Source organism: Buttiauxella sp. WJP83 (assembly GCF_027594725.1).
Taxonomy (GTDB): Bacteria; Pseudomonadota; Gammaproteobacteria; order Enterobacterales; family Enterobacteriaceae; genus Buttiauxella; species Buttiauxella selenatireducens.
In genome coordinates this window covers 4,373,297-4,389,403 of record NZ_CP110080.1, presented here as the reverse complement: position 1 = coordinate 4,389,403, position 16,107 = coordinate 4,373,297, and the positions used below count along the sequence as shown (strand labels likewise).

The 16,107-nt window shown below is 51.8% G+C and carries 6 protein-coding genes and 3 rRNA genes; 8 read left to right on the top strand and 1 reads right to left on the bottom strand.

Annotated features, from left to right (window positions below; all coding sequences use genetic code 11):
• The first annotated feature begins 56 nt into the window (after positions 1 to 56).
• From OH773_RS20250 to aceK, 7 genes are all read left to right on the top strand, one after another.
• Positions 57 to 1,596: ribosomal RNA gene (locus OH773_RS20250) — 16S ribosomal RNA — on the top strand.
• A gap of 246 nt (positions 1,597 to 1,842) precedes the next feature.
• Positions 1,843 to 4,750: ribosomal RNA gene (locus OH773_RS20245) — 23S ribosomal RNA — on the top strand.
• Positions 4,751 to 4,860: 110 nt separating this feature from the next.
• A 5S ribosomal RNA gene (gene rrf / locus OH773_RS20240) occupies positions 4,861 to 4,976 on the top strand.
• The 16S, 23S and 5S rRNA genes sit together here, the layout of an rRNA operon.
• 257 nt (positions 4,977 to 5,233) lie before the next feature.
• Positions 5,234 to 6,163 carry a homoserine O-acetyltransferase MetA gene (metA, locus tag OH773_RS20235; RefSeq protein WP_270141373.1) on the top strand — a complete coding sequence of 310 codons (930 nt, stop codon included), beginning with the start codon at positions 5,234 to 5,236 and terminating at the stop codon, positions 6,161 to 6,163.
• A 258-nt stretch (positions 6,164 to 6,421) separates the two neighbouring features.
• Positions 6,422 to 8,020 (top strand): malate synthase A, encoded by a 1,599-nt coding sequence (gene aceB, locus OH773_RS20230; protein ID WP_270141372.1) that lies wholly within the window; start codon positions 6,422 to 6,424, stop codon positions 8,018 to 8,020.
• 35 nt (positions 8,021 to 8,055) lie between these two features.
• Positions 8,056 to 9,366: an isocitrate lyase gene (gene aceA / locus OH773_RS20225; RefSeq protein ID WP_270141371.1), complete on the top strand. Its 1,311-nt coding sequence runs from the start codon at positions 8,056 to 8,058 to the stop codon at positions 9,364 to 9,366.
• A 109-nt stretch (positions 9,367 to 9,475) separates the two neighbouring features.
• Positions 9,476 to 11,218: a bifunctional isocitrate dehydrogenase kinase/phosphatase gene (gene aceK / locus OH773_RS20220; RefSeq protein ID WP_270141369.1), complete on the top strand. Its 1,743-nt coding sequence runs from the start codon at positions 9,476 to 9,478 to the stop codon at positions 11,216 to 11,218.
• Here the strand turns inward: aceK and iclR are convergent.
• The gene (gene iclR, locus OH773_RS20215) at positions 11,215 to 12,048 is read right to left on the bottom strand and encodes a glyoxylate bypass operon transcriptional repressor IclR (protein WP_151994243.1); all 834 of its coding nucleotides are present in this window, start codon (positions 12,046 to 12,048) and stop codon (positions 11,215 to 11,217) included. The two genes, aceK and iclR, sit on opposite strands and share 4 nt — an antisense overlap.
• A 185-nt stretch (positions 12,049 to 12,233) precedes the next feature.
• Here iclR and metH point away from each other — a divergent pair, with 185 nt between their 5' ends.
• Positions 12,234 to 15,917, top strand: coding sequence for a methionine synthase (gene metH / locus OH773_RS20210; RefSeq protein WP_270141365.1), 3,684 nt, complete (start codon positions 12,234 to 12,236; stop codon positions 15,915 to 15,917).
• Positions 15,918 to 16,107 lie beyond the last annotated feature (190 nt).

Sequence of the window (16,107 nt, the reverse complement as noted above, 5' to 3'; positions counted from 1 at the left end):
TATTACGAAAGTTAATTTTTGAGCACCGCTTCACGAGTTGAAGCAAATCAAGCTTTTAATTGAAGAGTTTGATCATGGCTCAGATTGAACGCTGGCGGCAGGCCTAACACATGCAAGTCGAGCGGTAGCACAGGGAGCTTGCTCCTGGGTGACGAGCGGCGGACGGGTGAGTAATGTCTGGGAAACTGCCTGATGGAGGGGGATAACTACTGGAAACGGTAGCTAATACCGCATAACGTCTTCGGACCAAAGTGGGGGACCTTCGGGCCTCATGCCATCAGATGTGCCCAGATGGGATTAGCTAGTAGGTGAGGTAATGGCTCACCTAGGCGACGATCCCTAGCTGGTCTGAGAGGATGACCAGCCACACTGGAACTGAGACACGGTCCAGACTCCTACGGGAGGCAGCAGTGGGGAATATTGCACAATGGGCGCAAGCCTGATGCAGCCATGCCGCGTGTATGAAGAAGGCCTTCGGGTTGTAAAGTACTTTCAGCGAGGAGGAAGGCGTTAAGGTTAATAACCTTGGCGATTGACGTTACTCGCAGAAGAAGCACCGGCTAACTCCGTGCCAGCAGCCGCGGTAATACGGAGGGTGCAAGCGTTAATCGGAATTACTGGGCGTAAAGCGCACGCAGGCGGTTTGTCAAGTCGGATGTGAAATCCCCGGGCTCAACCTGGGAACTGCATTCGAAACTGGCAAGCTAGAGTCTTGTAGAGGGGGGTAGAATTCCAGGTGTAGCGGTGAAATGCGTAGAGATCTGGAGGAATACCGGTGGCGAAGGCGGCCCCCTGGACAAAGACTGACGCTCAGGTGCGAAAGCGTGGGGAGCAAACAGGATTAGATACCCTGGTAGTCCACGCCGTAAACGATGTCGACTTGGAGGTTGTTCCCTTGAGGAGTGGCTTCCGGAGCTAACGCGTTAAGTCGACCGCCTGGGGAGTACGGCCGCAAGGTTAAAACTCAAATGAATTGACGGGGGCCCGCACAAGCGGTGGAGCATGTGGTTTAATTCGATGCAACGCGAAGAACCTTACCTACTCTTGACATCCACGGAATTCGGCAGAGATGCCTTAGTGCCTTCGGGAACCGTGAGACAGGTGCTGCATGGCTGTCGTCAGCTCGTGTTGTGAAATGTTGGGTTAAGTCCCGCAACGAGCGCAACCCTTATCCTTTGTTGCCAGCGGTTCGGCCGGGAACTCAAAGGAGACTGCCAGTGATAAACTGGAGGAAGGTGGGGATGACGTCAAGTCATCATGGCCCTTACGAGTAGGGCTACACACGTGCTACAATGGCGCATACAAAGAGAAGCGACCTCGCGAGAGCAAGCGGACCTCATAAAGTGCGTCGTAGTCCGGATCGGAGTCTGCAACTCGACTCCGTGAAGTCGGAATCGCTAGTAATCGTAGATCAGAATGCTACGGTGAATACGTTCCCGGGCCTTGTACACACCGCCCGTCACACCATGGGAGTGGGTTGCAAAAGAAGTAGGTAGCTTAACCTTCGGGAGGGCGCTTACCACTTTGTGATTCATGACTGGGGTGAAGTCGTAACAAGGTAACCGTAGGGGAACCTGCGGTTGGATCACCTCCTTACCTAATAGATACGAACTTGCGTAGTGCTCACACAGATTGTCTGATGAAAGTAAATGAAATACTTCTAAGTGTACTGTTTAACAGTGTGCTGAGAAGTATTTGCTCTTTAAAAATCTGGAACAAGCTGAAAATTGAAACGACACACTGTTTCCTTTCTCCGTAATAAGAAAGGATGTATCGGTGTGTTCGAGTCTCTCAAATTTTCGCAACCTCGATTGTGTCTCACGAGACATCTTCGGGTTGTGAGGTTAAGCGACTAAGCGTACACGGTGGATGCCCTGGCAGTCAGAGGCGATGAAGGACGTGCTAATCTGCGATAAGCGTCGGTAAGGTGATATGAACCGTTATAACCGACGATTTCCGAATGGGGAAACCCAGTGCAATTCGTTGCACTATCGTTAAGTGAATACATAGCTTAACGAAGCGAACCGGGGGAACTGAAACATCTAAGTACCCCGAGGAAAAGAAATCAACCGAGATTCCCCCAGTAGCGGCGAGCGAACGGGGAGCAGCCCAGAGTCTGAATCAGTTTGTGCATTAGTGGAAGCGTCTGGAAAGTCGCAGGGTACAGGGTGATACTCCCGTACACAAAAATGCACTTGCTGTGAACTCGAAGAGTAGGGCGGGACACGTGGTATCCTGTCTGAATATGGGGGGACCATCCTCCAAGGCTAAATACTCCTGACTGACCGATAGTGAACCAGTACCGTGAGGGAAAGGCGAAAAGAACCCCGGCGAGGGGAGTGAAACAGAACCTGAAACCGTGTACGTACAAGCAGTGGGAGCCTCTTTTATGGGGTGACTGCGTACCTTTTGTATAATGGGTCAGCGACTTATATTCTGTAGCAAGGTTAACCGTATAGGGGAGCCGCAGGGAAACCGAGTCTTAACTGGGCGTTAAGTTGCAGGGTATAGACCCGAAACCCGGTGATCTAGCCATGGGCAGGTTGAAGGTTGGGTAACACTAACTGGAGGACCGAACCGACTAATGTTGAAAAATTAGCGGATGACTTGTGGCTGGGGGTGAAAGGCCAATCAAACCGGGAGATAGCTGGTTCTCCCCGAAAGCTATTTAGGTAGCGCCTCGTGAACTCATCTTCGGGGGTAGAGCACTGTTTCGGCTAGGGGGCCATCCCGGCTTACCAACCCGATGCAAACTACGAATACCGAAGAATGTTATCACGGGAGACACACGGCGGGTGCTAACGTCCGTCGTGAAGAGGGAAACAACCCAGACCGCCAGCTAAGGTCCCAAAGTCATGGTTAAGTGGGAAACGATGTGGGAAGGCACAGACAGCCAGGATGTTGGCTTAGAAGCAGCCATCATTTAAAGAAAGCGTAATAGCTCACTGGTCGAGTCGGCCTGCGCGGAAGATGTAACGGGGCTAAACCATGCACCGAAGCTGCGGCAGCGACGCTTATGCGTTGTTGGGTAGGGGAGCGTTCTGTAAGCCGTTGAAGCTGGACTGTGAGGTCTGGTGGAGGTATCAGAAGTGCGAATGCTGACATAAGTAACGATAAAGCGGGTGAAAAGCCCGCTCGCCGGAAGACCAAGGGTTCCTGTCCAACGTTAATCGGGGCAGGGTGAGTCGACCCCTAAGGCGAGGCCGAAAGGCGTAGTCGATGGGAAACAGGTTAATATTCCTGTACTCGGTGTTACTGCGAAGGGGGGACGGAGAAGGCTATGTTAGCCGGGCGACGGTTGTCCCGGTTTAAGCATGTAGGCGGGAAGTTTAGGTAAATCCGGACTTCTGTTAACGCTGAGGTGTGATGACGAGGCACTACGGTGCTGAAGTAACAAATGCCCTGCTTCCAGGAAAAGCCTCTAAGCATCAGGTAACATCAAATCGTACCCCAAACCGACACAGGTGGTCAGGTAGAGAATACCAAGGCGCTTGAGAGAACTCGGGTGAAGGAACTAGGCAAAATGGTGCCGTAACTTCGGGAGAAGGCACGCTGTCGGTAGGTGAAGTCCCTTGCGGATGGAGCTGAAGGCAGTCGAAGATACCAGCTGGCTGCAACTGTTTATTAAAAACACAGCACTGTGCAAACACGAAAGTGGACGTATACGGTGTGACGCCTGCCCGGTGCCGGAAGGTTAATTGATGGGGTTATCCGTAAGGAGAAGCTCTTGATCGAAGCCCCGGTAAACGGCGGCCGTAACTATAACGGTCCTAAGGTAGCGAAATTCCTTGTCGGGTAAGTTCCGACCTGCACGAATGGCGTAATGATGGCCAGGCTGTCTCCACCCGAGACTCAGTGAAATTGAAATCGCTGTGAAGATGCAGTGTACCCGCGGCAAGACGGAAAGACCCCGTGAACCTTTACTATAGCTTGACACTGAACATTGAGCCTTGATGTGTAGGATAGGTGGGAGGCTTTGAAGCGTGGACGCCAGTCTGCGTGGAGCCAACCTTGAAATACCACCCTTTAATGTTTGATGTTCTAACGTAGACCCGTGATCCGGGTTGCGGACAGTGTCTGGTGGGTAGTTTGACTGGGGCGGTCTCCTCCTAAAGCGTAACGGAGGAGCACGAAGGTTAGCTAATCACGGTCGGACATCGTGAGGTTAGTGCAAAGGCATAAGCTAGCTTGACTGCGAGAGTGACGGCTCGAGCAGGTGCGAAAGCAGGTCTTAGTGATCCGGTGGTTCTGAATGGAAGGGCCATCGCTCAACGGATAAAAGGTACTCCGGGGATAACAGGCTGATACCGCCCAAGAGTTCATATCGACGGCGGTGTTTGGCACCTCGATGTCGGCTCATCACATCCTGGGGCTGAAGTAGGTCCCAAGGGTATGGCTGTTCGCCATTTAAAGTGGTACGCGAGCTGGGTTTAGAACGTCGTGAGACAGTTCGGTCCCTATCTGCCGTGGGCGCTGGAGAATTGAGGGGGGCTGCTCCTAGTACGAGAGGACCGGAGTGGACGCATCACTGGTGTTCGGGTTGTCATGCCAATGGCATTGCCCGGTAGCTAAATGCGGAAAAGATAAGCGCTGAAAGCATCTAAGCGCGAAACTTGCCCCGAGATGAATTCTCCCTGAGACCTTGAGTCTCCTGAAGGAACGTTGAAGACTACGACGTTGATAGGCTGGGTGTGTAAGCGTAGCGATACGTTGAGCTAACCAGTACTAATGATCCGTGAGGCTTAACCTTACAACACCGAAGGTGTTTTGGTTGAGAGACAGACAATTTTCAGCTTAATTCCAAGATTTTAAGTTAATGGTTACAGGTGAAACTGTGACGGTTGATGAAAACAGAATATGCCTGGCGGCAGTAGCGCGGTGGTCCCACCTGACCCCATGCCGAACTCAGAAGTGAAACGCCGTAGCGCCGATGGTAGTGTGGGGTCTCCCCATGCGAGAGTAGGGAACTGCCAGGCTCAAAATAAGTGGAAAGCCCTGTACTGACGTACAGGGCTTTTTGCTGTCTGCGATTTAAGATATTCAACTCTGCATCCTCATGATAATCCTCTATAAATTATGCTATTACCCAGCGTAATTCACTGAATCAAAAATTCGTTCTTAAGTGAAACATTTTCAACTATCTTATGAATACTCGACATTTGACAAAGGTCGCGTTATCTTCAGCTATCTGGATGTCTAAACGTTTAAACGTATGCTGTGAGGAAGTAAGCTTATGCCAATTCGGGTACAGGATGAGTTACCAGCCGTCAATTTCCTGCGTGATGAGAATGTCTTTGTCATGACTTCGTCACGTGCCAGCAACCAGGAGATCCGTCCGCTAAAGGTGCTCATACTTAATCTGATGCCGAAAAAGATTGAGACCGAAAACCAGTTTTTGCGTCTGCTATCTAACTCTCCTCTGCAAGTTGACGTCCAGCTATTGCGCATCGATTCCCGTGAATCCCGTAATACACCGACAGAGCACCTCAATAATTTCTACTGTAATTTCGAAGATATTCAGGATGAAAATTTCGATGGGCTGATCGTCACCGGTGCTCCACTTGGGCTGGTTGAATTTAACGATGTCGCGTACTGGCCGCAGATCGAACAAGTGCTTCACTGGGCAAAAGATCACGTTACCTCAACACTCTTTGTCTGTTGGGCTGTGCAGGCTGCGCTCAATATTCTCTATGGTATCCCTAAACAAACGCGTAAAGAGAAGCTGTCTGGTGTTTATGCGCATAACCTCACTTACCCGCACGCCCTGTTAACTCGTGGTTTCGATGACACCTTCCTGGCACCGCACTCACGCTATGCCGATTTCCCTGCCTCATTGATTCGGGATTACACCGATCTCGAAATTCTGGCTGAATCAGAGGAAGGGGACGCGTACTTATTTGGCAGCAAAGACAAACGTATTGCCTTTGTTACGGGCCATCCGGAATATGATGCGCATACTCTTTCAGGCGAGTATTTCCGTGACGTTGAAGCGGGGCTGAACCCTGATGTACCGTATAACTATTTCCCTAACAACGATCCGCAGAAAAAACCCCATGCGACATGGCGCAGCCACGGAAATTTACTCTTTACCAATTGGCTGAACTACTACGTCTATCAGATCACACCGTTCGATCTGCGCCATATGAATCCAACGCTCGATTAAGCGTTTCAGCATCCCGCCACCTCTAAGATCAAGGCACCTACGGGTGCCTTTTTTATTTTCTAAAAACGCATTCCCTACCTGAATAAATTTTAATCTCATACATATCAATGTGATAAATGATTTTCATTTCAAAAATGGAAATTGTTTTTGATTTTAAAAAATCATGAAGTAGTCTTAATCCTGTTGAGTGAAAACAGGACGCTGGACGGACCAGTTATATTTGGCATTACCGACGGGATAAGACGAGGGGAATATCCAATGACACAACAGACAGTTAGCGAAGAGCTGGCCTTTAGCCAGCCGTTTGGTGAAGCAGAGCGGCAGATCCTGACGCCTGATGCAGTAGCGTTTCTCAGTGAGCTCGTCACCCGCTTTGCACCGCAGCGTAATAAGCTGCTGGCGGCACGCACCGTTCAGCAGGCTGAGATTGATGCAGGTAAGCTTCCAGATTTCATTTCGGAAACAAGTTCCATTCGTGAATCTGAATGGTCAATTCGCGGAATTCCTGCCGATCTACTCGACCGCCGTGTTGAGATTACCGGGCCAGTCGAGCGAAAAATGGTGATTAACGCGCTGAATGCTAACGTCAAAGTGTTCATGGCAGACTTTGAAGATTCCCTGGCGCCGAGCTGGAACAAGGTTATCGACGGGCAAATCAACCTGCGCGATGCTATACGTGGGACGATCAGCTGGACCAACGAAGCTGGGAAAATCTACCAGTTGAAGCCTGATCCGGCTGTATTAGTCTGCCGCGTGCGCGGGCTGCATTTACCGGAAAAGCACGTCATCTGGCGTGATGAACCTATTCCTGGCAGCCTGTTCGATTTCGCGCTCTACTTTTTCCACAATGTGGATGCTCTGCTGGCAAAAGGGAGTGGCCCGTATTTCTACCTGCCAAAAACACAATCCTGGCAGGAAGCAGCCTGGTGGAGCGAAGTGTTCAGCTTTACCGAAGATCATTTCTCCTTACCACGTGGCACCATTAAAGCGACGCTGCTGATTGAAACGCTCCCTGCGGTATTCCAGATGGATGAGATCCTGCATGCGCTGCGCGATCACATTGTCGGCCTGAATTGCGGGCGCTGGGATTACATCTTTAGCTACATCAAGACTCTGAAAAATCATCCGGATCGCGTCCTGCCAGATCGTCAATCTGTCACCATGGACAAACCATTCCTGAACGCCTATTCGCGTTTGCTGATTAAAACCTGTCATCGCCGTGGTGCTTTCGCGATGGGAGGCATGGCGGCGTTCATTCCTAGCAAAGATAGCCAGCGTAACGACTGGGTACTCAATAAAGTGAAAGCCGATAAGCAAATGGAAGCTACTAATGGCCACGATGGCACATGGATTGCGCACCCAGGTCTCGCCGACACAGTGATGGAGGTCTTTAGCAAAGTGTTGGGTGACGATAAAAACCAATTGCAGATTTTGCGAGAAGAAGATGCGCCGATCACCGCAGCACAACTGCTGGAACCTTGTCCTGGCGAGCGTACAGAAACAGGGATGCGCGCCAATATCCGCGTTGCGGTGCAATACATCGAAGCCTGGATTTCTGGCAATGGTTGCGTGCCGATTTATGGCTTGATGGAAGATGCCGCCACCGCAGAAATCTCGCGCACCTCAATCTGGCAGTGGATCCACCATGAAAAAACGTTGAGTAACGGCGAGACGGTCACTAAGGCGCTGTTCCGCCAAATGCTGGCCGAAGAGATGTTTGTTATTCAAGAGGAGTTAGGGGACAAGCGTTTCAGCCAGGGACGCTTTGATGAAGCGGCTCGGCTGATGGAGCAAATCACCACTTCCGATACGTTAATCGACTTCCTGACGCTGCCTGGCTACCGCCTGCTTGCCTGAACCTTACCTAAATAAAAATAAACGGAGCATCTGCCATGACCAAAACGACTCGCACCCAACAGATCCAACAATTACAACAAGACTGGACGCAACCACGTTGGGAAGGTATCAAACGCCCGTACACCGCAGAAGAAGTCATCAAGCTGCGCGGATCGGTAAATCCAGAATGTACCCTGGCGCAAAACGGCGCGGCCAGAATGTGGCGTTTGCTGCACGGTGAATCGAAAAAAGGCTACATCAATAGCCTTGGCGCGTTAACCGGCGGGCAGGCACTACAGCAGGCGAAAGCGGGCATCGAAGCCATTTATCTTTCAGGATGGCAGGTTGCGGCAGATGCCAACCTGGCCTCCAGCATGTACCCGGATCAATCGCTGTATCCCGCTAACTCGGTTCCTGCTGTGGTTGATCGGATCAACAACACCTTCCGCCGCGCCGATCAGATCCAGTGGGCATCAAACATCGAGCAAGGCGATCCGCGTTATGTCGATTATTACCTGCCGATCGTTGCCGATGCTGAAGCGGGTTTTGGTGGCGTACTGAACGCATTCGAGCTGATGAAATCGATGATTCAGGCTGGAGCGGCTGCCGTTCACTTTGAAGACCAACTGGCCTCGGTGAAAAAGTGTGGGCACATGGGTGGCAAAGTACTGGTGCCGACTCAGGAAGCCATTCAGAAATTAGTCGCTGCTCGTCTTGCCGCTGATGTTATGGGCGTGCCAACATTGGTGATTGCCCGTACTGATGCAGACGCTGCAGATTTAATTACTTCTGATTGCGATGAATACGACCGTGAGTTTGTTACTGGTGAGCGCACGCAAGAAGGGTTCTACCGCACTCGTGCAGGTATTGAACAAGCTATCAGTCGTGGTCTTGCTTACGCACCATACGCCGATTTGGTGTGGTGTGAGACGTCGAAACCTGACCTTGAGCAGGCTCGTCGCTTTGCTGATGCCATTCACGCTCGCTTCCCTGGAAAACTGCTGGCTTACAACTGTTCGCCATCGTTTAACTGGAAGAAAAACCTGGATGATAAAACCATTGCTTCGTTCCAGGAGGAGCTGTCAGCGATGGGCTACAAGTACCAGTTTATTACGCTGGCGGGCATCCATAGCATGTGGTTCAACATGTTCGACTTGGCTCATGCCTACGCACAAGGTGAGGGAATGAGGCATTACGTTGAGAAAGTGCAACAGCCTGAATTTGCTGCCGCACCAGAAGGTTACACCTTCGTTTCCCATCAGCAGGAAGTGGGGACTGGCTATTTCGACCGTGTGACGACGATTATTCAGGGCGGAGCTTCTTCCGTTACCGCACTGACCGGCTCAACGGAAGAAGAGCAGTTTTAAAACCACCCTCATCACGACCTTCTTCCTGAGGGAGAAGGAGAAAACCAGTCCAGTTCCCTCTCCCTCAGGGAGAGGGTTAGGGTGAGGGGAAATCATGACGGAGAAGCCCATGACACCCAGGCTTGAGTGGTTAATTGCACACACCATATTGCAAGGCTTTGATGCGCAGTACGGCCGCTTTCTGGAGATAACTGCTGGGGCGCAGCAGCGCTTTGAGCAAGCAGACTGGCATGCGGTTCAGCGAGCGATGAAAAGCCGCATCCATCTTTATGATCACCACGTTGGTTTGGTGGTTGAGCAATTGCGCTGTATCACGGGCGGCCAGAATACTGACGACGAGTTTTTATTGCGCGTCAAAGCCCAGTACACGCAGTTGTTGCCCGACTACCCCCGTTTTGAAATCGCAGAAAGCTTTTTCAATTCCGTTTATTGTCGCCTCTTCGATCACCGCTCGTTATCTCCCGAGCGGCTTTTTATCTTCAGTTCCCAGGATGAAAAACGCTTTCGTGAGATCCCTCGTCCACTGTCAAAAACATTTACCCCAGCTTTAGGGTGGCAACCTCTTTTACGCACGTTGCTCAGAGACTTGCCCTTACGCCTGCCATGGCAAGATTTAGCGCGGGATGCGGGTTACATCATTGCCCATCTGACAGAAACCTTTGGCAAGGATGTTTTACAGCATGCTTCCCTCGACATCGCCAACGAACTCTTTTATCGCAATAAAGCTGCCTGGATGGTAGGCAAGCTGGTCTTACCGACTGGTAAAGTGCCGTTCTTGCTTCCGATTCATCGCACAGATGATGGGCTTTTGGTGATTGATACCTGCCTGACCAGCACCTCCGAGGCGAGTATTGTCTTCGGCTTTGCGCGTTCGTATTTCATGGTTTATGCCCCGCAGCCCGCCGCTTTGGTTGAATGGCTACGAGAGTTATTGCCAGGAAAAACGACCGCCGAACTGTACATGGCGATTGGCTGCCAGAAACACGGTAAGACCGAAAGCTATCGTGAATATCTGACCTATATTTCGGCCACTGACGAACAGTTTATTGAAGCGCCGGGCATCCGTGGAATGGTCATGCTGGTATTTACTCTGCCGGGTTTTGATCGAGTCTTTAAGGTCATTAAAGACAAGTTTGCGCCACAAAAAGAGGTGACGGCCGAACGCGTGCGAGAATGCTACCAACTGGTTAAGGAGCACGATCGTGTGGGTCGCATGGCCGATACACAAGAGTTTGAAAATTTTGTGCTGTCAAAACATCAAATTAGCCAACCGCTAATGGAACTGTTGTACCAGGAAGTCCCGGAAAAACTCACCGACCTGGGCGACCGTATTGCCATCAGCCATCTGTATATCGAGCGCAGAATGGTGCCTTTGAATTTGTGGCTGGAACAGGTCGAGGGCCAGCAACTGCGCGATGCCGTGGAAGAATATGGCAATGCCATTCGCCAGCTTGCGGCGGCGAACATATTCCCCGGCGACATGCTGTTTAAAAACTTTGGCGTCACACGGCATGGGCGAGTCGTGTTCTATGATTATGATGAAATTTGCTACATGACTGAGGTGAACTTCCGTAACGTACCGCCACCGCGTTACCCGGAAGACGAACTCTCCGCCGAGCCGTGGTATAGCGTGGCGACGGGCGATGTTTTCCCTGAAGAGTTTCGTCACTATTTATGCGCCGACCCACGAATTCGTCAGCTTTTTGATGAGATGCACAGCGATCTGTTTCGCGCAGATTACTGGCGTGCGTTGCAGGAGCGTATCCGTAACGGACACGTAGAAGATGTGTTTGCCTACCGTAAGCGGCAACGATTCATTGTTCGCTTCGGCGATGCAAAGCAGGCGGGTTAACGCCCGCCACCGTACGCCTGAGTTATCTCTTTCGCCGCTTTAATCACTAACGCGCCCAGCTCGGTGACGCGGTCATCGGTCACGCGCGAGATCGGCCCGGAAATCGAAATCGCGGCAAAGGCTTCATGATGCTCGTCGTAAATACACGCCGCCACACAACGCAGGCCCAGCGCATGTTCTTCATCATCAAATGAATAACCACGTTTGCGGGTTTGCGCTAAATCTTCTTTCAGATGCAGCGGAGAAGTGAGTGTCGCTGGGGTGTAACTGTGCAGCCCTTTGCGATGCAGCAAAGTCGCAACTTGATCGTCACTCAGATTGGCGAGAAATACCTTTCCTGCGCCCGACGCATGCATGGGCAGTTTGCCACCAATCGGGGCGGACATACGCATCAGTTGGGCACACTGTACCTGGTCGATAATAATCGCCTGGTGATCGCTATGATCCAGCACCGCCAGATTCACCGTTTCGCCGGAATCTTCCATCAGCTTGCGCAGCATCGGATGCACAATCGCCAGTAGATTACGGCTTTGCAGGAAGCTACTGCCAACGACGAACGCGTGCGCCCCAATCGTCCAGTGCCCTAAATCACCAATCTGGCGAACAAAGCCAAGCTGCTGCATGGTGGTCAACAGACGATGCGTTGTGGAGTTAGGTAAGCCAGCCTGCTGTGCAAGCTCCGTGAGCGCAACGCTACCATGCGATTCTGCAATCCATTCAAGTAGTTTCAGGCCGCGAGTAAGCGACTGAACCTGCCCGGTGGGCTGTGGTGCGGCCACTGTAGCAGCGCGCGGTTTTTTTCCACGTTTGGCGGGAACGGCAGCGACCATGACTGACTCCTATTTTCGTATTGTGGAAATCATTTTCGTTTTATTTGATGATAATGCAACCTGCATCGGACTCATCGGAGCAGTCAGGTGAACATGTCTCATGTTCCATTCCTTTGCGACTATTACAACTTATGACAGTATGACTTGTTAGGCTGACAGGCTTGGGTAAACAGGTGGGAGTTAGAGTGAACAATAATTTAGAAAAACTGCATCAGCAGTTGCAACAACGCATTTTGGTACTGGATGGTGGTATGGGAACCATGATCCAGAGCTATCGTCTTGAGGAGAGTGATTTCCGAGGTGAACGCTTTGCGGACTGGCCGTGTGACCTGAAAGGGAACAATGACTTGCTGGTGCTAAGCAAACCGGAAATCATTGCCGCTATTCACTATGCCTATTTTGAAGCGGGTGCCGACATCGTCGAAACCAACACCTTCAACTCAACGACCATCGCGATGGCGGATTACCAAATGGAATCCCTGTCGGCAGAAATTAACTACGAAGCTGCCAAACTTGCCCGCGCCTGCGCCGACGAATGGACAGCTCGCACGCCTGAAAAACCACGCTATGTGGCCGGTGTTCTCGGCCCAACCAACCGTACAGCGTCTATTTCTCCGGACGTCAACGATCCCGCGTTTCGTAACGTCACCTTTGATCAGCTGGTGGATGCTTACCGTGAATCCACTCGTGCGCTGGTGGAAGGCGGGGCAGACCTGATAATGATTGAAACGGTGTTCGATACGTTGAACGCCAAAGCGGCTATTTTTGCCGTTAAAACTGAATTTGAAGCGTTGGGTGTGGATCTGCCGATCATGATCTCTGGCACCATTACCGACGCATCAGGCCGCACGCTGTCCGGACAAACCACCGAAGCCTTCTACAACTCACTACGCCATGCGGATGCGCTGACCTTTGGCCTGAACTGCGCGCTGGGGCCAGACGAGCTGCGCCAGTACGTCGCAGAACTTTCGCGTATTGCAGAATGCTATGTCACCGCGCACCCGAACGCCGGGCTGCCCAATGCGTTTGGGGAATACGATCTCGACGCGGATGAAATGGCGCGTCAGATTGGCGAATGGGCGCAGGCCGGTTTCCTGAACATCATCGGCGGCTGTTGTGGCACAACTCCAGCCCACATAGCTGCAATGAGCAAAGCGGTTGAAGGCGTTGCGCCGCGTAAACTGCCAGATCTGCCGGTTGCCTGTCGTTTAGCGGGCCTTGAGCCGCTGAACATTGGTGCGGATAGCCTGTTTGTTAACGTCGGTGAACGTACTAACGTCACCGGTTCCGCCAAATTTAAGCGCCTGATCAAAGAAGAAAAATACAACGAAGCGCTGGAAGTGGCACTTCAACAGGTTGAAAGCGGTGCGCAAATCATCGATATCAACATGGATGAAGGGATGCTCGACGCCGAAGCGGCGATGGTACGTTTCCTGAATCTGATTGCCGGTGAACCGGATATCGCCCGCGTGCCGATCATGATTGACTCCTCGAAATGGGACGTCATCGAAAAAGGCCTGAAGTGTATTCAGGGTAAAGGCATCGTTAACTCGATTTCCATGAAAGAGGGGATCGAGCCGTTTATCCACCACGCCAAATTAGTGCGCCGCTACGGTGCTGCGATGGTGGTGATGGCGTTTGATGAAGTGGGCCAGGCCGATACTCGCGAACGCAAAATTGAAATCTGTCGCCGCGCCTACAAAATTCTGACCGAAGAAGTGGGCTTCCCACCGGAAGATATTATTTTCGACCCGAATATCTTCGCCGTTGCGACCGGTATTGAAGAACACAATAACTACGCTCAGGACTTTATCGGCGCATGCGAAGACATCAAGCGTGAATTACCACACGCCATGATCTCCGGCGGCGTGTCGAACGTGTCGTTCTCCTTCCGTGGTAACGATCCGGTGCGCGAAGCGATTCACGCTGTGTTCCTGTATTACGCCATCCGTAACGGCATGGACATGGGTATCGTCAACGCCGGGCAACTGGCCATTTATGACGATCTCTCTGATGAACTACGTGATGCAGTCGAAGACGTGATTTTGAACCGTCGTGATGACAGCACCGAGCGTTTGCTGGATCTGGCAGAAAAATATCGCGGTAGCAAAAGCGATGATGGCGCGAATGCCCAGCAAGCCGAATGGCGTAGTTGGGATGTGAAGAAACGCCTCGAATATTCGCTGGTGAAAGGTATCACCGAGTTTATTGAACTTGATACGGAAGAAGCACGCCAGCAATCTGAACGCCCGATTCAGGTCATTGAAGGCCCGTTGATGGACGGCATGAACGTGGTTGGCGACCTGTTTGGCGAAGGGAAGATGTTCCTGCCACAGGTCGTAAAATCAGCCCGCGTCATGAAACAAGCGGTGGCATATCTCGAACCGTACATTGAAGCCAGCAAAGAAAAAGGCTCGACCAACGGCAAAATCGTACTCGCCACGGTGAAAGGCGACGTCCACGACATCGGCAAAAACATCGTTGGCGTGGTGCTGCAATGTAATAACTACGAAATCGTCGACCTTGGCGTGATGGTGCCCACAGAGAAAATTTTGAAAACCGCGCGGGAAGTCGGTGCAGACATTATCGGCCTGTCCGGTTTGATTACCCCGTCGCTCGACGAAATGGTAAACGTAGCCAAAGAGATGGAGCGCCAGGGCTTTACGCTGCCGTTGCTGATCGGTGGGGCGACCACTTCTAAAGCGCACACGGCAGTAAAAATCGAGCAAAACTACAGCGGCCCAACGGTGTATGTGCAAAACGCCTCGCGTACCGTCGGCGTGGTTTCGGCCCTGCTTTCGCCAACCCAGCACGACGATTTTGTTGCGCGCACCCGCAAAGAATATGTCACCGTGCGCACCCAACATGGACGTAAAAAACCTCGCACACCGCCAGTGACGCTGGCTGCCGCGCGTGAAAACGATCTGGCATTTGATTGGGAAAACTATACGCCACCCGTTCCACATCGTCCCGGTGTGCAGGAAGTCACGGCCAGTATTGAAACGCTGCGTAATTATATCGACTGGACGCCGTTCTTTATGACCTGGTCGCTGGCCGGGAAATATCCGCGCATTCTCGAAGATGAAGTTGTGGGCGAAGAAGCGCAGCGCTTGTTTAAAGATGCCAACGATATGCTCGACAAACTCCATGCGGAGAAACTGCTGACGCCGCGTGGCGTGGTAGGGTTATTCCCGGCAAACCGCGTCGATGATGACATCGAAATCTATCGTGATGAATCTCGTACTCGTGTGCAGACCGTCGCGCACCACTTGCGTCAGCAAACCGAAAAAGTCGGTTTTGCTAACTACTGCCTCGCCGATTTTGTGGCCCCGAAACACAGTGGCAAAGCGGATTACATCGGCGCATTTGCAGTAACCGGTGGCATGGAAGAAGACGCATTGGCAGAGGGTTACGAAGCACAACACGATGATTACAACAAAATCATGGTGAAGGCGCTTGCTGACCGTCTGGCCGAAGCTTTTGCGGAATATCTGCATGAACGCGTGCGTAAGGTTTACTGGGGCTACGCGCCGACAGAAAACCTCAGCAACGAAGATCTTATCCGCGAAAACTATCAGGGGATTCGCCCGGCACCAGGCTATCCGGCCTGCCCGGAACACACCGAAAAAGCGACCATCTGGGAGCTGCTGGACGTAGAAAATGTAATTGGTATGAAACTGACCGAATCCTACGCCATGTGGCCGGGTGCATCGGTTTCCGGTTGGTACTTCAGCCATCCAGACAGCAAATACTACGCCGTAGCGCAGATTCAACGCGATCAGGTGGAAGATTATGCGCGTCGCAAAGGGATGTCAGTGACCGATGTGGAGCGCTGGTTAGCACCGAATTTGGGCTACGACGCGGACTGATCACTTTACGCCCTCATCCCAACCTTCTCCCCCAGGAGAAGGGGAACACCATGCTCTCCCTCAGGGGGCACCGATCTCCCCCTCTCCCTCAGGGAGAGGGTCGGGGTGAGGGTGGTTTACAACCCGAAACGCTAAATTGCCGCCAATCCATATATACTGGAAAGAGAAGGAATTTCCGTCTAAATACCTG

Excerpts from the sequence above, each read along its gene's own strand:
- metA (WP_270141373.1), top strand. The coding sequence starts at position 5,234 with ATGCCAATTCGGGTACAGGATGAGTTACCAGCCGTCAATTTCCTGCGT.
- aceB (WP_270141372.1), top strand. The coding sequence starts at position 6,422 with ATGACACAACAGACAGTTAGCGAAGAGCTGGCCTTTAGCCAGCCGTTT.
- aceA (WP_270141371.1), top strand. The coding sequence starts at position 8,056 with ATGACCAAAACGACTCGCACCCAACAGATCCAACAATTACAACAAGAC.
- aceK (WP_270141369.1), top strand. The coding sequence starts at position 9,476 with ATGACACCCAGGCTTGAGTGGTTAATTGCACACACCATATTGCAAGGC.
- iclR (WP_151994243.1), bottom strand. The coding sequence starts at position 12,048 with ATGGTCGCTGCCGTTCCCGCCAAACGTGGAAAAAAACCGCGCGCTGCT.